The following is a 19,338-nucleotide window of genomic DNA, read 5'->3' as shown; positions in this document are numbered from 1 at the left end:
TACAATCACTGTAAAAAAGATTAAACGGAGTGGTTGTATGGACATGGAAAAAGTAACAACTGAACAACAATTATCTAGGTGGGCACAATTAATACAAAACCGGCTTGAAAGTGGGCAAAGTATCAAAGAGTTTTGCCGAACGAATGGAGTAAGCAAAGCCACATACTACTATTGGCAGAAAAAAGTTAGTGAAGCAAAGTGTACAGTAGTTGAAGAAGTAAAAGAACCCAAAGCCGAAGTACCAAGTGGATGGATGCAACTTGCATCGAAACCGGTGTACCCTGCAAAAGCTACACTGGAAATTAAAATTAATAGGCTGTAATGTCACTGTAAATACGGAAACAGACTTAGAATTATTGAAAAAAGTTTGCCAGGTGTTGATGTCGTTATGATAAGATGGAATGAAAAACCAGTGTATCTTTGCTGTAGATATACGGATATGAGGAAATCCATCAACGGATTAATAACACTGGTACAAGAAAGCTTTTCACTTGATCCGTTTATGAATGCACTGTTTGTGTTCTGTAACAGAAATAGAAACAGGATAAAAATCCTTGAATGGGATGGAGATGGGTTTTGGCTATACTTTAAGCGATTGGAACGAGGTCGATTTCGCTGGCCAACAGAAGAAGATTCAACCACAATGCTTCTTGATGTAAAAGAATTAGCTTGCCTTATCGACAGTGCAAGATTGGAAAAAAAGCTTAGCCGAAAGGAGGTTTTAGAGCGTCAAATTTCATAAAGAAATTCCTTAAAAACCATCAAAAAGCTGGATTTAATGTAATTTTTATAGTAAAATTATCCTATGAATAGACAAGAAATTTCAGTAGAAAAATTACTTAATATAATTGAAGAAAAAGAACGAAGGATAGCTGAATTGGAACAACAAGTCCAATGGTTTATGGAACAAATGCGCCTTTCAAAGCGTAAACAATTCGGTGTATCCAGTGAACAAACAAAGATTGAGCAAATCAATCTTTTTAACGAAGAGGAAGAGACTCACAATTTAGCTATTTCCGAGCCACAAAAGATAGAAGTAAAAGCTTATTACCGTAAGAGAACTCGTCTGACAACAGATAAGCTTCCGGAAGACTTACCAGTGGAGGTAATTGAGCACAAGTTACCCGAAAAGGAATGTATTTGTCCGGAGTGCGGTAGTGGGTTACATACAATGGGAAAAGAAACCCGTGATGAGTTGAAGATTATACCTGCTAAAGCGGTAATAGTGCGTCATATTAGACATGTATATTCATGCAGGAATTGTGAGAAAACATCCGACCATACACCGATTGTAAAGGCAGATACACCTGAACCGGTCATAAAAGGAAGCTTTGCATCACCCGAGACAATTGCCCATATAGCGACGCAAAAATTCATGATGGGTTCTCCCTTATATCGTCAGGAGCAGGAATGGAAACAAAATGGCATTGAGATATCAAGGCAGACGATGTCAAATTGGTTGATAAAAGCCTGTGAGGACTGGTTGGAACCGATATATGAGGAAATGAAGAAACGGCTGTGTGAGCATGAGGTACTGCATGCAGATGAAACAGTCATGCAGGTGCTAAAAGAGCCAGGGAAGGCGGCACAGTCAAAGAGTTACATGTGGCTGTACCGAACGAGCGGGGATACAAGACATCAGATAATACTTTATGACTACCAGTCGGACAGAAAGCATATACATCCGGAAGAATTTCTAAAAGGGTTTTCGGGATATTTGCATGCAGACGGATATAGCGGGTATTACAAGTTGCCCGAAAAAATAACTGTAGTAGGTTGTTGGGCCCATGTACGGCGAAAGTTTTTTGACGCAATGGAAGCCCTGCCCAAAGAAAAGCAAGCAATGTCTAATGCTGCAAAGGGAGTAGCATATTGCGATAAACTGTTTCATTTGGAGAAACAGTTTGCATTGCTATGCCCGGAAAACCGGTTAAAAGAACGAGAAAAGCAATCAAAGCCTATCATAGATGAATTTTATGATTGGATAAGAAAATTAAATGTACTTCCCAAAACCCATCTGGGTAAAGCAGTACAATATGCTCAGTACCAGCGAAAATATCTTGAGAGGTATATGCTGAATGGACGATTGGAGATATCAAATAACCGTGCAGAGCGAAGTATAAAGCCTTTCGTAATCGGACGCAAGAACTGGCTTTTCAGTAATACGCCAAGCTGGTGCGAGAGCGAGCGCGGTGTACTACAGCCTAGTTGAAGCAGCAAAAGAGAATGGATTGAATCCTTTTGAATATTTGTCGTGGATATTTACTCAAGCTCCCAATCTTGGAAAGCCTGGTTATGTGAGCTCGTTTGCAGATTTTCTGCCCGGCAGCGTGAAAATACCTGCTAAGGTGTTTATACCGCAATCCAAAAGAACAGAGCTTGAGAAATATGCGTGGGAGGAAGACGAATGAGAGTTGGAAAACATACGATATTTATGATTAAATTTATCACGGATTTTATTAATGGCGAAATAGAACGTTATTTTTTGATTTGGATTATTCTGCATATGTAATAGAGCATTTTCCCCATATGGAGTATGAGAACAGTGAATTAGCGGACAAATTTGCTCATACTGTAGATCGAGCATATGAACTCGGAACTTCTCCTGGTTTGTCAGATGAAGAGTTCAGGATGGAAATTGCTAATGCTTTCAATGAATGGTTAGGCGAAAAGAGACCCAACTTAATTTAGATGCACATAGGTTGTAAAAATTAAAGATTAAGTTTTGGTTGAAAAAGTTTTATCGATTTACAGAACTTTTCCAACCATTTTTATTAATGATTGTGTCATTCATGTGCGGGCCTGTTTGACGCTTACTTTAATAAGGCTGGAGGACAGAGTAGGTAATGCTCTTAGAATAATATATGATAGTAAAGGACAAATTGATTATGTAATTGATGATGTAGGCAGAAAGTTAGACTTTACGTTTAATGCCAATGGTAAGGTTGAAAGTATAGAAGATCCTTTAACCAATAGGTCAGTTAAATATAACTACTCCAATGGGCTTTTGACGAAAGTAATTGACAGCGAATTGAAAGAAACTACATACGAATATGATTCTAATGACCGGATTGTAAAAGTAATAGATGCAAATAACAATACTGCAGTGAAAATTGATTATGATGTATTTGGTCGTATTGTACGTCAATATGATGCAGAGGGAAATGTTACATACCAGGTATACAGTGACGCTACAAACGAGAGATACATTATAGATGCTAGAGGTAACGAATCAAGGGTTAGATTCAACCTTGATATGAGAGTAGTTGAAGAGGTAGATGCATTAGGTAATAAAGTTGTATATGAGTATTCCTATTATGACCCTGGTTCTAATAAGTGGGAAGTAATACCGGATGTAGACATAAGAACTCTCGAAGACAATAAAGATCCGAATACCAAAGCATATACAAAATATTTGGAAGCTGGAAAAGATAAGAGACTTAAGATTAAAGAAACAATGTATGATAAGAGGGGCAATGCTACAACCAATGAATATGATGAAAACAATAATCTTGTAGGTACAGTAGACCCGTTGAAACAGACAACTTCAATGGTTTATGACCCTGTTTATAAGCATAATCTGATATCAAAAACAGATAAGAAGGGTAATACAACAACCTATGTTTATGATAATGAAGGAAAGTACGGTCCAAAAGGTGCTCTATTAGTTAAGGAAATTGATCCTTTAGGAAATGAGTTGATATATGACTACTATACAAATGAATCAGGCATAAAGATTAAGGGACTGGTTAAAACCGTAACAGAGAAGAAAAGAGTAGACCAGAAAGACCCGAATAGTGAGCTTATAGAATTTAAAGTTACTGAGTACAAGTATGATGATCTGTACAATAACCGAACTCAAATCATAGACACTTTAGGGAACAGTACATATGAGGAGTATGATGCTGCAGGAAGGTTGCAAAAGGTAACCAATGCAAGAGGATATACTACCAAGTATACTTATGACAAAAACGACAGAATTATAGTTGAAGAGATATTCCCACAAACTAATGAGCGCAAAATACTGAAGAGAACCGAGAGCATTTATGATAATGTAGGTAACAAGACTTTTGTGATAGAAGAAAGGTTCGCTGCTGACAGACCGGACTATCCGAAAGAAGATTTGGTAACAGAAACAGTATATGACAGAAACAACAGACCTGTTCAAATATATGATGCAGAAGGCTACAGAGTTTCATATACATATGATGAAGCAGGAAATAAGGTAACGGAAACGGATAAAAGAGGGTTTACAACTATATACAAATATGACGAGCTTAACAGAGTCACTGAGGTAATAGATCCATTAAATAACACAACTACATATGAGTATGATGCAAATGGCAATGTTATAAAGATAACAGATGCGAAGAACAGAGTTACCTTTATAGATTATGACGAACTGGACAGAAAGTGGAAAGAGAGAATTCAATACAATGAAGACGGAGAGGAAAAAGAGGCAGTTTATGAGTATTTATATGATGAAAATGATAATCCGTACAGGGAGATAGATCCTAACGGAAAAATTATAGAGTATGAATATGATGCTCTCAATAGGATTACGAAAGAAGTAGATGGTTTAGGACTTAAAGATAAAAACGGCAACAGCATGGAGAAAATCGTCACTTATTCGTATAACTATGAAAGCGTTGTTGAGGACGGAAAAACAGTAAAATATGAAGTTATGACAGAGAAGGACTACCTAACCTCAACAAAAATCCGACCAATAGTAATAAAGAATGATGCTTTAGGTCGAATGAGAATAAAAATTGAAACAAACAATGGAGATAAAACAATACAGGAGTATGATGAAGTAGGTAACCTTAAATCTGTAAAAGATGCAAGAGGTAATGTTACATCCTATGAATACGACGGATTAAACAACATAATAAAAGTAATAGATGCTACAAGAATTAATTATTCGGAAGCAGTATTTGATTCCGTAGGAAATGTAATTGAGAAAATTGACAGAAGAAATAATAAGACTGAGTACAGGTATAATAAGCTTAACCAGGTTATAAAAACAACAACATGGTATACCGATGAGAATGGAGTAAAACAAGAAGTTGTTAGCGCCATTTTGTATGATGAAGCCGGTAATAAAAAGATAGCTACCGACGCAGAAATGAATTCAACAATATTTGAGTATGACGAACTTGGAAGGTTAGTTGCTGAAACCAACCCAATGTACAATACCCGTTATTACGGTTATGACGCAGTTGGAAATCAGGTATGGGTAACCGACTGGAAGGAGCATGACAGTTCGGAAAGTAATGTTCATCCGATAATTAACAGTAAAGGCGAGACTGTATACCGCCTAAAGACAACCTATGAATATGATGATTTTGACAGGCTAAAAACAGTTATAAGTACAGAAGGAGAGATTACAAGTTATACCTATGATGTAATTGGCAATATTAAGACCGTTACAGTTGACGGAGTTAGAAAGAATACATATTCATATGACAAGATGTACCGACTGGAAAAATAGCTGGATGGAGAAGATAGAGCAGAAACATATGATGAGTATGACTTGTTTGGAAGGCTGCTGCAGAAAACCGATAGGAACGGTCAGGTACATATATACACATATGATGAATATGAACAATGTTAGAAATCCACACTGTAACACGTAAAGTAAAAGAAAACGGAGTAAGAAAAAGTAGTTAAAGATGTAAGAGAAACATACTACGATGCTTTAGGAAATGTAGTTAGAACAGTAGATGAAACGGGAGAAACCATATATAATTATAATGAACTGAATCTGCTGGATAATAAAGTATTACCTGACGGAAAGACAGTAGAGTATGAATATGATGAAGAAGGTAATATAAAGGAAATAAAAGATCCTTCAGGTAATGTAACAACGTATTTATTCGATGAAATGAATCGAATGAAGACGGTTACAACTAAAGATGGAACTACAACTTATGCTTACACCAAAAATGGAAACAGAAAGTCGTTAAAGCTACCGAATAATGTATTGACTACCTATGAGTACGATGCAAGAAACGTATTGATAAAGCTTGTCAATCAAGTAGGTTCATCAGTGGATATCTATGAATATGAGTATGATGAAAACAGCTTGCAGACAGCAAAGATTGAACCAAAAGGAAAAACAAGCTTTGAATACGATAACTTAGGTAGAATAAAAACAGTAGTCGAACCGGGTGGAAGAACAACAACTTACGCCTATGATGGAGCAGGTAATCGAAAGGAACAAACGGTTGAAGACGCATTAAATGATGTAAGTTCAAAATTGACATATCATTACGATAGATCAAACCGTTTGACAGATGTTTTAGAAGTGCGTAATGGTTCGAATATTACTACTGTATACACCTATGACGGAAATGGTAATCAGATAAAGGTAGCTGCAACAGAGCCAGGGGATGTAATAAACGTATCTGAATATACGTTTGATGGGTTTAATCAGTTAAAAGTTGCAAAGACACAGGACAGTACATCGACAAGTAAATATGATGCTTTCGGATTAAGAGTTGAAAAAACAGTAGACGGAGTAACCACAAAGTATTACTACGATGGACAGAGTATATTGCTTGAAGTAAGAAGCGATGGATTAGAAAGCCATAATATCCAGGGAGTCAACCTGATTGCCCGTAAGATAAAGGGAGATTCCGATACTCTGTATTATCTGTACAATGGACATGCGGATGTTGTAAAGCTTGTAGATGGTGCAGCCAATACAGTAAATGAGTATGATTATGATATATTTGGAAACATATTATATCAACTGGAAAGCAAACCGAATCCGTATAAGTACTCAGGTTACTATTATGATGACGATACAGGATATTATTACCTAAGATCAAGATATTATGACCCGAAAATAGCAAGATTTATTTCGGAAGATACATATACCGGAGAGTACAACGATCCACTTAGTTTGAACCTGTATACATACTGCCAGAATGACCCGATAACATATGATGATCCTAACGGTCATTGGTTGCATATAGCTGCCGGAGCTTTAATCGGAGGATTGGTAAACACTGCAATAATAGCTGTATCAGACTTTATGGAAGACGGAAAGTTTAATAAAAGCTGGAGAGAATATGCCGGATCGTTTGCAGAAGGAGCAATAACCGGAGCAATAGGGGCAGCAACAGGAGGAGCATCGTTCATAGCAGCTGCAGCAGCAAGTGCAGCAGGATCAGTAGTTGGAAATGCAGTAGGGCAATATATATCAAAAGGTAAGGTGGATGTAAAGGAAGCATTATTTGCAGGTGCAACAGATTTAGTAACCATGGGAGCAGGCAAACTTGCAGGGAACCTTACCAAGAAGGGAATGAATAAGCTTGCTAAGACTGCTTTTGGTGAAAATGTACTGAAAAAAGCCAACAGTGTGAAGAGCAAGGTTCTTAACAAGCTTAGCGGAGTTAAGACAAAAGTTCAGTCAATTGTAAAGAGAGAATGTAAGCATCCAGAATTAGGAATGTGCTTTACTGCCGATACACTTGTGTATACAAAAGACGGACATAAACGGATAGAAGACATAAAGGTTGGAGACCAAGTATATTCAGTAAATGTCGATACAGGCGAAAAAGGACTAAAAACGGTTAAGCAACTATTTGTAAATGAGACATATGAAATAATTCATATATATGTTGGATATTCACAGATAAAATCTACCGCACCACATCCATTCTGGGTTGAAGGAAAAGGTTGGGTAGAAGCCGGAAATCTTTTAGAGGGAGATAAAGTTAAGCTCTACTCAGGGGAAGTACTGGAAATAAAAGAAATTCGCCGAGAGAGACTGGAAGAGCCTGTAAAGACTTATAACTTCGAAGTAGAAGACTGGCATACATACTTGGTATCAGAGAACAACGTTCTTGTACATAATGCCGGTAGTAAAAAGTGTCCTCTTAAATTTAGTTTTAAGTCTAATAAGTCTAATGCGGGAGTTGGTGGGAATAAGCCTGTTCCTAGGACTGGACCAAAAGGAGTTGACCCAGACCATCATAACCTAAATGTTATGGTTAAAAATAGCGAAGGGAATGTTAAAAGCCACGAAAGATTTGTAAGCGGAAATATGACAGCAGAAGAAAAAGCTATGGGTTATCCAAAAGGTCAAAATGCTAGCCATACAGAAGCAAGATTTTCAAGATTTAGAGGAGATACGCTTGATGAAGGTGATATTGTAATTATGACAGGTCAATTACCTCCTTGTAATTCATGTAAGGGCTATATGAATAGGTTAGCAACTGAAAAAAATGTTGATATAACTTATAGGTGGCGTGAAGGTGGAGTAACAAAAGTCTGGAAAGCCAAAAAGAAGTAGTTTATTTAAAAATAAAGTAAAATGGAGAGTGAGTGGGAAAATGTCAACCAAACTTATATCAAATTTTGTATTTGCTGGTATTGAAGACGATGTAATTATGGTGGGTTTCGCTGATGATGAATTCAATACAAAAGAACATCTATTGCTTCAAAAAGCTTTGGAATTTGATGAACAAGATATAGCGTTAGGACATGATAAAGTTCATATAACCTATATTGATGAATTATACTCTTCTTATGGTGGAATTATCAAATTTGAACTTATAAATGATGTTATTGAAATTCAATTTGATAAAGATACCGCCAAAAAACTACATACAGAAGAGCAACTTAAAGTAATGCTTCCGCAAGGTTATGATAAAGCAAATTTAATATATCACTTGGAGCTTATGTTTAAGGATAACACTGATACTTTATTTATTAAATAAGATTATACTGACTGTGAATTGAAATACTTAGAAAAAGCCGGATTCAGTAATGTTTCCGGCTCTTTTCTTTATTTATCGAAGCACTATAAATATCAAACCTTTGATACTATAAATCAATTTAAAAATAGAAAGAATGTTTTCATAAAATGCTTGCTTTTATGCGTAAGCGCTGGAACACATACCGTAGTGTAGAAACCTCCTTTGTTTGATATGATTTAAGCAAAAATATCAGACGGGAGGTTTTTAAATGCCTAAAAAGGATTTAGAGCTTGAGAAAAGGTGGAGGATAAAATTTGATGAGTATAAGAAAAGTGGTCAAAGTGTTAAAGGATGGTGTAAAGAAAACGGCATTGTACCCACCACATTTCGTTACTGGCTAAAAAAGTTTGTAACCGTCAAATAGATCATCACATAGTAAAATGGTTGCATAGTTGATACAATCACTGTAAAAAAGAATAAACGGAGTGATTGTATGGACATGGAAAAAGTAACAACTGAACAACAATTATCTAGGTGGGCACAATTAATACAAAACCGGCTTGAAAGTGGGCAAAGTATCAAAGAGTTTTGCCGAACGAATGGAGTAAGCAAAGCCACATACTACTATTGGCAAAAGAAAGTCAGTGAAGCAAAGTGTACAGTAGTTGAAGAAGTAAAAGAACCCAAAATCGAAGTACCAAGTGGATGGATGCAGCTTGCATCGAAACCGGTGTACCCTGCAAAAGCTACACTGGAAATTAAAATTAATAGCTGTAATGTCACTGTAAATACGGAAACAGACTTAGAATTATTGAAAAAAGTTTGCCAGGTGTTGATGTCGTTATGATAAGATGGAATGAAAAACCAGTGTATCTTTGCGGAAGATTAACGGATATGAGGAAATCTATCAACGGATTAATAACACTGGTACAAGAAAGTTTCTCACTTGATCCGTTTATGAATGTACTGTTTGTGTTCTGTAACAGAGGGAGAAACAGGATAAAAATCCTTGAATGGGATGGAGATGGGTTTTGGCTGTACTTTAAGCGATTGGAACGAGGGCGATTTCGCTGGCCAACAGAAGAAGATTCAACCACAATGCTTCTTGATGTAAACGAATTAGCTTGTCTTATTGATAGTGCCAGATTAGAGAAAAAGCTCAGGAGAAAGGAAGTTTTAGAGCGTCAAATTTCGTAAGAAGAAATTCAAAAAAAGGATCAAAAAGCTGGATTTAATGTAATTTTTATGGTAATATTATCCCATGAAGAGACAAGAAATTTCAGTAGAAAAATTACTTGGTATAATTGAAGAAAAGGATCGCAGGATTGCCGAGTTGGAACAGCAAGTCCAATGGTTCATGGAACAAATGCGCCTTTCAAAGCGTAAACAATTCGGTGTATCCAGTGAACAAACAAAGATTGAGCAAATCAATCTTTTTAACGAAGAGGAAGAGACTCACAATTTAGCTATTTCCGAGCCACAAAAGATAGAAGTAAAAGCTTATTACCGTAAGAGAACTCGTCTGACAACAGATAAGCTTCCGGAAGACTTACCAGTGGAGGTAATTGAGCACAAGTTACCCGAAAAGGAATGTATTTGTCCGGAGTGCGGTAGTGGGTTACATACAATGGGAAAAGAAACCCGTGATGAGTTGAAGATTATACCTGCTAAAGCGGTAATAGTGCGTCATATTAGACATGTATATTCATGCAGGAATTGTGAGAAAACATCCGACCATACACCGATTGTAAAGGCAGATACACCTGAACCGGTCATAAAAGGAAGCTTTGCATCACCCGAGACAATTGCCCATATAGCGACGCAAAAATTCATGATGGGTTCTCCCTTATATCGTCAGGAGCAGGAATGGAAACAAAATGGCATTGAGATATCAAGGCAGACAATGTCAAATTGGTTGATAAAAGCCTGTGAGAATTGGCTGGAACCGATATATGAGGAGATGAAGAAACGGCTGTGTGAGCATGAGGTACTGCATGCAGATGAAACAGTGGTACAGGTGCTAAAAGAACCAGGGAAGGCGGCACAGTCGAAGAGTTACATGTGGCTGTACCGAACGAGCGGGGAGGCAAAACATCAGATAATACTTTATGACTACCAGCCGGACAGAAAACATATACATCCGGAGGAATTTCTAAAAGAATTTAGTGGATACTTACATGCAGACGGATATAGCGTGTATTACAAATTGCCCGAAAAAATAACTGTAGTAGGTTGTTGGGCCCATGTACGGCGAAAGTTTTTTGACGCAATGGAAGCCCTGCCCAAAGAGAAGCAAGCAATGTCTAATGCTGCAAAGGGAGTAGCATATTGCGATAAACTGTTTCATTTGGAGAAACAGTTTGCATTGCTATGCCCGGAAAACCGGTTAAAAGAACGAGAAAAGCAATCAAAGCCTATCATAGATGAATTTTATGATTGGATAAGAAAATTAAATGTACTACCCAAAACCCATCTGGGTAAAGCAGTACAATATGCGCAGTCCCAGCGAAAATATCTTGAGAGGTATATACTGGATGGACGATTGGAGATATCAAATAACCGTGCAGAGCGAAGTATAAAGCCTTTCGTAATCGGACGGAAGAATTGGCTTTTCAGTAATACGCCAGGTGGTGCGAGAACGAGCGCGGTGTATTACAGTCTTGTTGAAACAGCAAAAGAGAATGGATTGAATCCTTTTGAATATTTGTCATGGATATTTAGTCAAGCCCCTAATCTAGGGAAGCCTGGTTATGTGAGCACATTTGCTGATTTTCTGCCTGGTAGAATGAAAATACCTGCTAAGGTGTTTATACCGCAATCCAAAAGAACAGAGCCTGAGAAATATGCGTGGGAGGAAGATGAATGAAAGTTGGAAAACATACGATATTTATGATCAAATTTATCACGTATTTTATTAATGGGGGAATAGAGAGGTATTTATTTGATATAGATTATTCTGGTTATGTAATAGAGCATTTTCCATATATGGAGAATGAGAACAGCGAATTAGCAGAAAGATTTGCTTATACTGTGGATCAGGCATATGAACTCGGAACATCTCTTGGTTTGTCAGATGAAGAGTTCAGAATGGAAATTGCCAATGCTTTCAATGAATGGTTGGGTGAAAAAAGACCCAACTTAATTTAGATGCACATAGGTTGTAAAAATTAAAGATTAAGTTTTGGTTGAAAAAGTTTTATCGATTTACAAAACTTTTCCAACCATTTTTATTAATGATTGTGTCATTCATGTGCGGGCCTGTTTGACGCTTACGTAGAAGAAGTAAAAGAATCCAAAACCGAAGTACCAAGTGGATGGATGCAGCTTGCATCGAAACCGGTGTACCCTGCAAAAGCTACACTGGAAATTAAAATTAATGGCTGTAATGTCACTGTAAATACGGAAACAGACTTAGAATTATTGAAAAAAGTTTGCCAGGTGTTGATGTCGTTATGATAAGATGGAATGAAAAACCAGTGTATCTTTGCTGTAGATATACGGATATGAGGAAATCTATCAACGGGTTAATAACACTGGTACAAGAAAGTTTCTCACTTGATCCGTTTATGAATGCACTGTTTGTGTTCTGTAACAGAGGGAGAAACAGGATAAAAATCCTTGAATGGGATGGAGATGGGTTTTGGCTGTACTTTAAGCGATTGGAACGAGGGCGATTTCGCTGGCCAACAGAAGAAGATTCAACCACAATGCTTCTTGATGTAAAAGAATTAGCTTGTCTTATTGATAGTGCCAGATTAGAGAAAAAGCTCAGGAGAAAGGAAGTTTTAGAGCGTCTAATTTCATAAGAAGAAATTCAAAAAAAGGATCAAAAAGCTGGATTTAATGTAATTTTTATGGTAATATTATCCCATGAAGAGACAAGAAATTTCAGTAAAAAAATTACTTGGTATAATTGAAGAAAAGGATCGCAGGATTGCCGAGTTGGAACAACAAGTCCAATGGTTCATGGAACAAATGCGCCTTTCAAAGCGTAAACAATTCGGTGTATCCAGTGAACAAACAAAGATTGAGCAAATCAATCTTTTTAATAATGAAGAGGAAGAGACTCATAATTTAGCTATTACCGAGCAAGAAAGGATAGAAGTAAAAGCTCATTACCGTAAGAGAACTCGTCTGACAACAGATAAGCTTCCGGAAGACTTACCAGTGGAGGTAATAGAGCACAAGTTACCTGAAGAGGAATGTATTTGCCTGGAATGCGGTAGTGAATTGCATACAATGGGAAAGGAAACTCGTGATGAGTTGAAGATTATTCCGGCAAAAGCGGTAATAGTGCGTCATATTAGGCATGTTTATTCATGCCGGAACTGTGAAGAAACTTCAGACCATACTCCCATTGTAAAGGCAGATATACCGGAACCGGTCATAAAGGGAAGTTTTGCATCACCTGAGACAATTGCCCATATAGCTACACAAAAATTCATGATGGGGTCTCCCTTATATCGTCAGGAGCAGGAATGGAAACAAAATGGCATTGAGATATCAAGGCAGACAATGTCAAATTGGTTGATAAAAGCCTGTGAGAATTGGCTGGAACCGATATATGAGGAGATGAAGAAACGGCTGTGCGAGCATGAGGTACTGCATGCAGATGAAACAGTGGTACAGGTGCTAAAAGAACCAGGGAAGGCGGCACAGTCGAAGAGTTATATGTGGCTGTATCGAACGAGCGGAGAGGCAAAACATCAGATAATACTTTATGACTACCAGCCGGACAGAAAACATATACATCCGGAGGAATTTCTAAAAGAATTTAGTGGATATTTACATGCAGACGGATATAACGGGTATTACAAGCTGCCCGAAAAAAATTACTGTAATAGGTTGTTGGGCCCATGTACGGCGAAAGTTTTTTGAAGCGATGGAAGCCCTGCCCAAAGATAAGCAATCAACATCTAATGCAGCAAAGGGAGTAACATACTGTGATAAACTGTTTCATTTAGAGAAACAGTTTGCATTGCTATGCCCGGAAACCCGGTTAAAAGAACGAGAGAAGCAATCAAAGCCTATCATAGATGAATTTTATGATTGGATAAGAAAATTAAATGTACTACCCAAAACCCATCTGGGTAAAGCAGTACAATATGCGCAGTCCCAGCGAAAATATCTTGAGAGGTATATACTGGATGGACGATTGGAGATATCAAATAACCGTGCAGAGCGAAGTATAAAGCCTTTCGTAATCGGACGGAAGAATTGGCTTTTCAGTAATACGCCAGGTGGTGCGAGAACGAGCGCGGTGTATTACAGTCTTGTTGAAACAGCAAAAGAGAATGGATTGAATCCTTTTGAATATTTGTCATGGATATTTAGTCAAGCCCCTAATCTAGGGAAGCCTGGTTATGTGAGCACATTTGCTGATTTTCTGCCTGGTAGCATGAAAATACCTGCTAAGGTGTTTATACCGCAATCCAAAAGAACAGAGCCTGAGAAATATGCGTGGGAGGAAGACGAATGAAAATTTCCAATGTTTTCGATAAATGGTTGGGCGAAAAGAGGCTCAACTTAATATAGATGCACATAGGTTATAAAAATTATAGCTTAGGTTTCTGGTTGAAAAAGTTTTATCGGTTTTCAAAACATTTCAACCATTTTTATTAATGATTGTATTATTCATGTGCGGGTTTTTTTGACGCTTACATATATTTAAGGTAGAACCATATTATTAAATTTAAGGGATGATTTTATGAAATTTGAAAATGTTATTGGTTGGTTTAGTTTTGTGAAGGAAGCTTCTCTAACTGATTTAAGAGATATAATAAATGATGAATTTTACTTATATAAATGCTTGTATAATCAAGATGTTTGTATTTTGCATGAGACTTTAATTAATATTGTTAAGGAAAAGTTAAAAGGGACCAAGCTGGAAGAAAGATTCTGGAGTGAATGTTTACCCTATATTCATAAAGATTCTCTAAAAGATGAGTTTATTGATTATCTTATTAATAATCATATAGCTATTCAAACATTAGGACATTTACCATTATCAGATAAATTTTTATTGAAAATAGCATACCAAGTGGATGAAGCTGTTATTACCTTAGGGAAGAGATATTTTATCGATGAAAACTATTCAAGTTATGATTTTGTTGAACTATTAAGGAAGTTCAAAGATAATGAATGGCTATGGAGAGTTTTGATAAATATGGATTATACAAGTAATGAAAAGCGAAGAATTTTATTAAAGAGTTTATTTTCACTAACAAATTTTGAAGAATTGAAAAGGTTAGTAATTGAGCAAAGCATTGAAAAGCATTTAACTAAAACTAAAAGTATTAAGCAGATTAATAAATACTATAAATCAAATAATTGTCGATTCTTAAGAGCAATTGCTGAAAATCCAGTAACTCCTAGTTATATACTAAATGAGTTGCGAAATATTAAAAATGCAAAGTATGCTAACCAGATTAGAACTTTAGCCAACAAAAACTTGAGTATGAGGATGCAACAAGCAGAAGACTAACCATTAAATGTAGAAGGTTAAAACAAAAAATTAAAAGTATTTTTTGTTGAAAAGATAATATAATTATGGAAAAGAGAATTTGGGAGTAAAAAAGTGTTCTATTACAACTAACCTTGGAAAGGACAGTTAAATAATGTATACTTAGTATAGAGGTACTTACAATGAGATAATCAGATTAAAAAAGCTTGTCAATCAAGTAGGTTCATCGGTAGATATCTATGAGTATGAGTATGATGAAAATAGTTTACAGATATCAAAGATCGAGCCAAAAGGAAAAACAAGCTTTGAATACGATAACTTAGGTAGAATAAAAACAGTAGTCGAACCGGGAGGAAGAACAACAACTTACGCCTATGACGGAGCAGGCAATCGAAAGGAACAAACGGTTGAAGACGCATTAAATGATGTAAGTTCAAAATTGACATACCATTACGATAGATCAAACCGTTTGACAGATATTTTAGAAGTACGTAATGGTTCGAATATTACTACTGTATACACCTATGACGGAAACGGTAATCAGATAAAGGTAGCTGCAACAGAGCCAGGGGATGTAATAAACGTATCTGAATATACGTTTGATGGGTTTAATCAGTTAAAAGTTGCAAAGACACAGGACAGTACATCGACAAGTAAATATGATGCTTTCGGATTAAGAGTTGAAAAAACAGTAGACGGAGTAACCACAAAGTATTACTACGATGGACAGAGTATATTGCTTGAAGTAAGAAGCGATGGATTAGAAAGCCATAATATCCAGGGAGTCAACCTGATTGCCCGTAAGATAAAGGGAGATTCCGATACTCTGTATTATCTGTACAATGGACATGCGGATGTTGTAAAGCTTGTAGATGGTGCAGCCAATACAGTAAATGAGTATGATTATGATATATTTGGAAACATATTATATCAACTGGAAAGCAAACCGAATCCGTATAAGTACTCAGGTTACTATTATGATGACGATACAGGATATTATTACCTAAGATCAAGATATTATGACCCGAAAATAGCAAGATTTATTTCGGAAGATACATATACCGGAGAGTACAACGCTCCACTTAGTTTGAACCTGTATACATACTGCCAGAATGACCCGATAACATATGATGATCCTAACGGTCATTGGTTGCATATAGCTGCCGGAGCTTTAATCGGAGGATTAGTAAACACTGCAATAACAGCTGTATCAGACTTTATGGAAGACGGAAAGTTTAATAAAAGCTGGAGAGAATATGCCGGATCGTTTGCAGAAGGAGCAATAACCGGAGCAATAGGGGCAGCAACAGGAGGAGCATCGTTCATAGCAGCTGCAGCAGCAAGTGCAGCAGGATCAGTAGTTGGAAATGCAGTAGGGCAATATATATCAAAAGGTAAGGTTGATGTAAAGGAAGCATTATTTGCAGGTGCAACAGATTTAGTAACCATGGGAGCAGGCAAACTTGCAGGGAACCTTACCAAGAAGGGAATGAATAAGCTTGCTAAGACTGCTTTTGGTCAAAATGTACTGAAAAAAGCCAACAGTGTGAAGAGCAAGGTTCTTAACAAGCTTAGCGGAGTTAAGACAAAAGTTCAGTCAATTGTAAAGAGAGAATGTAAGCATCCAGAATTAGGAATGTGCTTTACTGCCGATACACTTGTGTATACAAAAGACGGACATAAACGGATAGAAGACATAAAGGTTGGAGACCAAGTATATTCAGTAAATGTCGATACAGGCGAAAAAGGACTAAAAACGGTTAAACAGCTATTTGTGAATGAGACATATGAGTTGATTCATATATATGTAGGATATTCACAGATAAAATCTACCGCACCACATCCATTCTGGGTTGAAGGAAAAGGTTGGGTAGAAGCCGGAAATCTTTTAGAGGGAGATAAAGTTAAGCTCTACTCAGGGGAAGTACTGGAAATAAAAGAAATTCGCCGAGAGAGACTGGAAGAGCCTGTAAAAACGTATAACTTTGAGGTAGAAGACTGGCATACATATTTGGTATCAGAGAACAATGTTCTTGTACATAATGCCGGTAGTAAAAAGTGTCCTCTTAAATTTAGTTTTAAGTCTAATAAGTCTAATGCGGGAGTTGGTAATGGGAACCTTATAAGAACTGTAGGTGAAAATGGACAAACCAAAGTATATAGAGTCATTCGTCCAGATGAAAACCCATTAAATGGACTAACAGCGAAGAATCCACAAAGGAATATGACTGTTGAAGGACACATTACCTCTGGTAGTAGAAATAAAGGCTCTCAATACATTTCAACGACAACAGATATAAATGTTGCGAAAAAATGGGCAGAAAAGACAGGGAATAAAATTGTAGAAATAGACCTTGCAAAACTACCTGATAATGTAAATGTCATTGACTTATCAACAGATGCAGGACGCAATGCTTATTTAAAAGGCTCAACCGCCAAAGGGCTTGCTAAGGGTTCTTCTGAGGTGTTAATAGAAGGCAACATCCCTAGCGAAGCAATAAAATCAATGAAATAGAAAGGATTGAAGTAAATATGGAAAATAAATTGATGGTTTTAGAAGAGTTGCTTTTATCTGATAATGGACTTTTGGTATCACTTCGGTTAGGTGATGGATTAAAACAAGACAAAGTGGAAATGATATGCAAACTACTCGAAGAACTTGCTAAAGACTGGGCTAGTATTGACTGTATTCCCAAAAAAGCTGTGGATTTATTTATAGATTTTTACCCTGCTATGGAATCCTCATGTGGATTGTACAACGAAGAAGAACAAGTATTGATAATGGATGTTGCAGATAAAATTATGGATTTAATTCGAGAATGTGTTACAAGCAATTAAAAAATACAAGCAATACGACTTAATAGTATTAGGTTACTGTCGGTTGCAAAAATTACATCAGTCAAATTAAAATGCTAATATATAGGAAACAAAACAAATATAACCATGCAGATTTTGAACAATATGACAAAAGAATCTCAACCTAAAAGGCTGGGATTCTTTTTATTGCATGCAAAACCGCTGGACAACGATTTTTCCCATACTTCGCTTTGAAAACTGGAAAAATACAATTCCAACGCTCTTTCAATAATTGCATTTGCACCCTCCAAACCTTCCTTTTTAGCAAGTTCTTTGGCATGGCTCAATAATGCTTCTTCAATTGTTGTGGTAATTTTTACTCTCATAAATCATCAACCTTTCATTACAAAATATCTATATAAAAGGGTATCAATCCGATTCGGCAAGATAACCCCTAATAGCTTCAATAAACCTGATTCCATACTTTTCTAACTTGGCATGACCAACACCGGAAATATTCTTCATGGCTTCCAAATCAACTGGCAACTTTGAAACCATATCTTTTAAACTGGTATCATGGAAAATGATATAAGGTGGTAACTTTTCCTCTTTGGCTATTTCTCTTCTAAGTGCAACAAGCCTTTGAAACAATAAATCAGGTGAAATGTCCAAAACCTCTGGAACTGCTTCACTAAATGGCTCTGCTTGCTCTACTTCCTGTAAATCATCTGTAACCTTATCAATAAACAACTTTTCTTCAACTGGTAAAACCTCAATGGAAACATTGCCGGACTCTTCAATAACAGCAACTTTTCCAGTAGAAGAAATATCCGACAACTCAATTGAAAATCCCGAAATATTCAAATGTAAACTTCCTGATGCACCCTTTGAATCAATAACCAACTTCATAAAATCAACCTCCAACCTTATAAATCAATACTTACTTTTTAAATAAACCAATCAGCCAAAAAGTGAAACGGAAGTAATGGGCATAATACCCATACTTCCTGCAATATCTATGCTTCAAACCGCTTCACCTTCCTCTATATCTTCCATAGGAGTAATAACAATACGTCCTTTCTCAACTTCAATCTTGATATTCATACCTACATGAAACCCCATACGCTCCAAATAAGCACCCTGTAACTTAATCTGTGGAGTATCGGCAGTATCAAGCCATGGGGTATGTACATCTGAAAATCTCGTAACCATAAAAAACACCTTCCTATAATCAAATAATGCTGTCTCGTGGAACTGAACCGCTCCATAAGCCAGGGCGGAATTTACCGCCATTTCCTGAGCCTGTCAAGAACTTTTTTATTTTTTTATCAGGATAAATTTTTATTTGCTATGCCACCCAGAACCAGATAA

Annotated in this window: 19 protein-coding genes and 3 pseudogenes; 19 read left to right on the top strand and 3 right to left on the bottom strand. The window is 36.7% G+C overall.

Features of this window, described 5'->3' with window-relative positions; genetic code table 11:
• Positions 1 to 37: 37 nt before the first annotated feature.
• From tnpA (CLOCL_RS11395) to CLOCL_RS11320, 19 genes and pseudogenes are all read left to right on the top strand, one after another.
• Entirely contained in the window at positions 38 to 322 is a 285-nt protein-coding gene (tnpA, locus tag CLOCL_RS11395; RefSeq protein WP_014255498.1) for an IS66 family insertion sequence element accessory protein TnpA, read from the top strand.
• 66 nt (positions 323 to 388) lie between these two features.
• Positions 389 to 742: an IS66 family insertion sequence element accessory protein TnpB gene (tnpB, locus tag CLOCL_RS11390; protein ID WP_014254765.1), complete on the top strand. Its 354-nt coding sequence runs from the start codon at positions 389 to 391 to the stop codon at positions 740 to 742.
• 63 nt (positions 743 to 805) lie between these two features.
• Positions 806 to 2,411, top strand: a pseudogene (gene tnpC, locus CLOCL_RS11385) (IS66 family transposase).
• A 118-nt stretch (positions 2,412 to 2,529) separates the two neighbouring features.
• Positions 2,530 to 2,691: a hypothetical protein gene (locus CLOCL_RS22550; RefSeq protein WP_014255496.1), complete on the top strand. Its 162-nt coding sequence runs from the start codon at positions 2,530 to 2,532 to the stop codon at positions 2,689 to 2,691.
• A 115-nt stretch (positions 2,692 to 2,806) separates the two neighbouring features.
• Positions 2,807 to 5,491: an RHS repeat domain-containing protein gene (locus CLOCL_RS11380; protein WP_041715115.1), complete on the top strand. Its 2,685-nt coding sequence runs from the start codon at positions 2,807 to 2,809 to the stop codon at positions 5,489 to 5,491.
• Between the two features lie 201 nt (positions 5,492 to 5,692).
• Positions 5,693 to 6,907 (top strand): annotated as a pseudogene (locus tag CLOCL_RS23960) (RHS repeat domain-containing protein); the annotation flags it as partial.
• A gap of 132 nt (positions 6,908 to 7,039) precedes the next feature.
• Positions 7,040 to 8,302, top strand: a complete 1,263-nt coding sequence (locus CLOCL_RS23955) for a polymorphic toxin-type HINT domain-containing protein (protein WP_476691463.1) — start codon at positions 7,040 to 7,042, stop codon at positions 8,300 to 8,302.
• Between the two features lie 40 nt (positions 8,303 to 8,342).
• Positions 8,343 to 8,729 carry an Imm10 family immunity protein gene (locus CLOCL_RS11370; RefSeq protein WP_014255495.1) on the top strand — a complete coding sequence of 129 codons (387 nt, stop codon included), beginning with the start codon at positions 8,343 to 8,345 and terminating at the stop codon, positions 8,727 to 8,729.
• Between the two features lie 247 nt (positions 8,730 to 8,976).
• Positions 8,977 to 9,132, top strand: a complete 156-nt coding sequence (gene tnpA / locus CLOCL_RS22545) for an IS66 family insertion sequence element accessory protein TnpA (RefSeq protein WP_014255494.1) — start codon at positions 8,977 to 8,979, stop codon at positions 9,130 to 9,132.
• Positions 9,133 to 9,201: 69 nt separating this feature from the next.
• Entirely contained in the window at positions 9,202 to 9,555 is a 354-nt protein-coding gene (gene tnpA / locus CLOCL_RS11365) for an IS66 family insertion sequence element accessory protein TnpA (protein ID WP_014255493.1), read from the top strand.
• The gene (tnpB, locus tag CLOCL_RS11360; RefSeq protein WP_014255492.1) at positions 9,552 to 9,905 is read left to right on the top strand and encodes an IS66 family insertion sequence element accessory protein TnpB; all 354 of its coding nucleotides are present in this window, start codon (positions 9,552 to 9,554) and stop codon (positions 9,903 to 9,905) included. The genes tnpA (CLOCL_RS11365) and tnpB (CLOCL_RS11360) overlap by 4 nt, the downstream gene beginning before the upstream one ends.
• Positions 9,906 to 9,969: 64 nt before the next feature.
• The gene (tnpC, locus tag CLOCL_RS11355; RefSeq protein WP_014255491.1) at positions 9,970 to 11,574 is read left to right on the top strand and encodes an IS66 family transposase; all 1,605 of its coding nucleotides are present in this window, start codon (positions 9,970 to 9,972) and stop codon (positions 11,572 to 11,574) included.
• Complete coding sequence (locus CLOCL_RS11350; protein ID WP_014253716.1) at positions 11,571 to 11,855, top strand: hypothetical protein; 285 nt, start codon at positions 11,571 to 11,573, stop codon at positions 11,853 to 11,855. Before tnpC (CLOCL_RS11355) ends, CLOCL_RS11350 begins: the two co-directional genes overlap by 4 nt.
• Before the next feature lie 171 nt (positions 11,856 to 12,026).
• Positions 12,027 to 12,164, top strand: coding sequence for a hypothetical protein (locus tag CLOCL_RS11345; protein ID WP_245532783.1), 138 nt, complete (start codon positions 12,027 to 12,029; stop codon positions 12,162 to 12,164).
• A complete protein-coding gene (tnpB, locus tag CLOCL_RS11340; protein ID WP_014255490.1) occupies positions 12,161 to 12,514 on the top strand; it encodes an IS66 family insertion sequence element accessory protein TnpB in 354 nt (117 codons plus the stop codon). Before CLOCL_RS11345 ends, tnpB (CLOCL_RS11340) begins: the two co-directional genes overlap by 4 nt.
• 64 nt (positions 12,515 to 12,578) lie before the next feature.
• A pseudogene (gene tnpC, locus CLOCL_RS11335) lies at positions 12,579 to 14,187 on the top strand (IS66 family transposase).
• 228 nt (positions 14,188 to 14,415) lie between these two features.
• Positions 14,416 to 15,192 carry a hypothetical protein gene (locus tag CLOCL_RS11330; RefSeq protein ID WP_014255488.1) on the top strand — a complete coding sequence of 259 codons (777 nt, stop codon included), beginning with the start codon at positions 14,416 to 14,418 and terminating at the stop codon, positions 15,190 to 15,192.
• Between the two features lie 418 nt (positions 15,193 to 15,610).
• Complete coding sequence (locus tag CLOCL_RS11325; protein ID WP_041715110.1) at positions 15,611 to 17,686, top strand: polymorphic toxin-type HINT domain-containing protein; 2,076 nt, start codon at positions 15,611 to 15,613, stop codon at positions 17,684 to 17,686.
• 17 nt (positions 17,687 to 17,703) lie between these two features.
• Entirely contained in the window at positions 17,704 to 18,009 is a 306-nt protein-coding gene (locus CLOCL_RS11320; protein ID WP_014255487.1) for a hypothetical protein, read from the top strand.
• Between the two features lie 137 nt (positions 18,010 to 18,146).
• On the opposite strand, the gene CLOCL_RS11315 is transcribed toward CLOCL_RS11320, so the two are convergent.
• From CLOCL_RS11315 to CLOCL_RS11305, 3 genes are all read right to left on the bottom strand, one after another.
• Positions 18,147 to 18,353 (bottom strand): hypothetical protein, encoded by a 207-nt coding sequence (locus CLOCL_RS11315; RefSeq protein ID WP_014255486.1) that lies wholly within the window; start codon positions 18,351 to 18,353, stop codon positions 18,147 to 18,149.
• A 43-nt stretch (positions 18,354 to 18,396) separates the two neighbouring features.
• Complete coding sequence (locus CLOCL_RS11310; RefSeq protein ID WP_041715109.1) at positions 18,397 to 18,876, bottom strand: HRDC domain-containing protein; 480 nt, start codon at positions 18,874 to 18,876, stop codon at positions 18,397 to 18,399.
• Positions 18,877 to 18,990: 114 nt separating this feature from the next.
• Positions 18,991 to 19,260, bottom strand: coding sequence for a SymE family type I addiction module toxin (locus CLOCL_RS11305; RefSeq protein ID WP_014255485.1), 270 nt, complete (start codon positions 19,258 to 19,260; stop codon positions 18,991 to 18,993).
• Positions 19,261 to 19,338: the final 78 nt, after the last annotated feature.

The organism is Acetivibrio clariflavus DSM 19732, from assembly GCF_000237085.1.
GTDB classification, from domain to species: Bacteria; Bacillota; Clostridia; order Acetivibrionales; family Acetivibrionaceae; genus Acetivibrio; species Acetivibrio clariflavus.
This window is presented reverse-complemented; position numbering and strand designations above follow the sequence as displayed.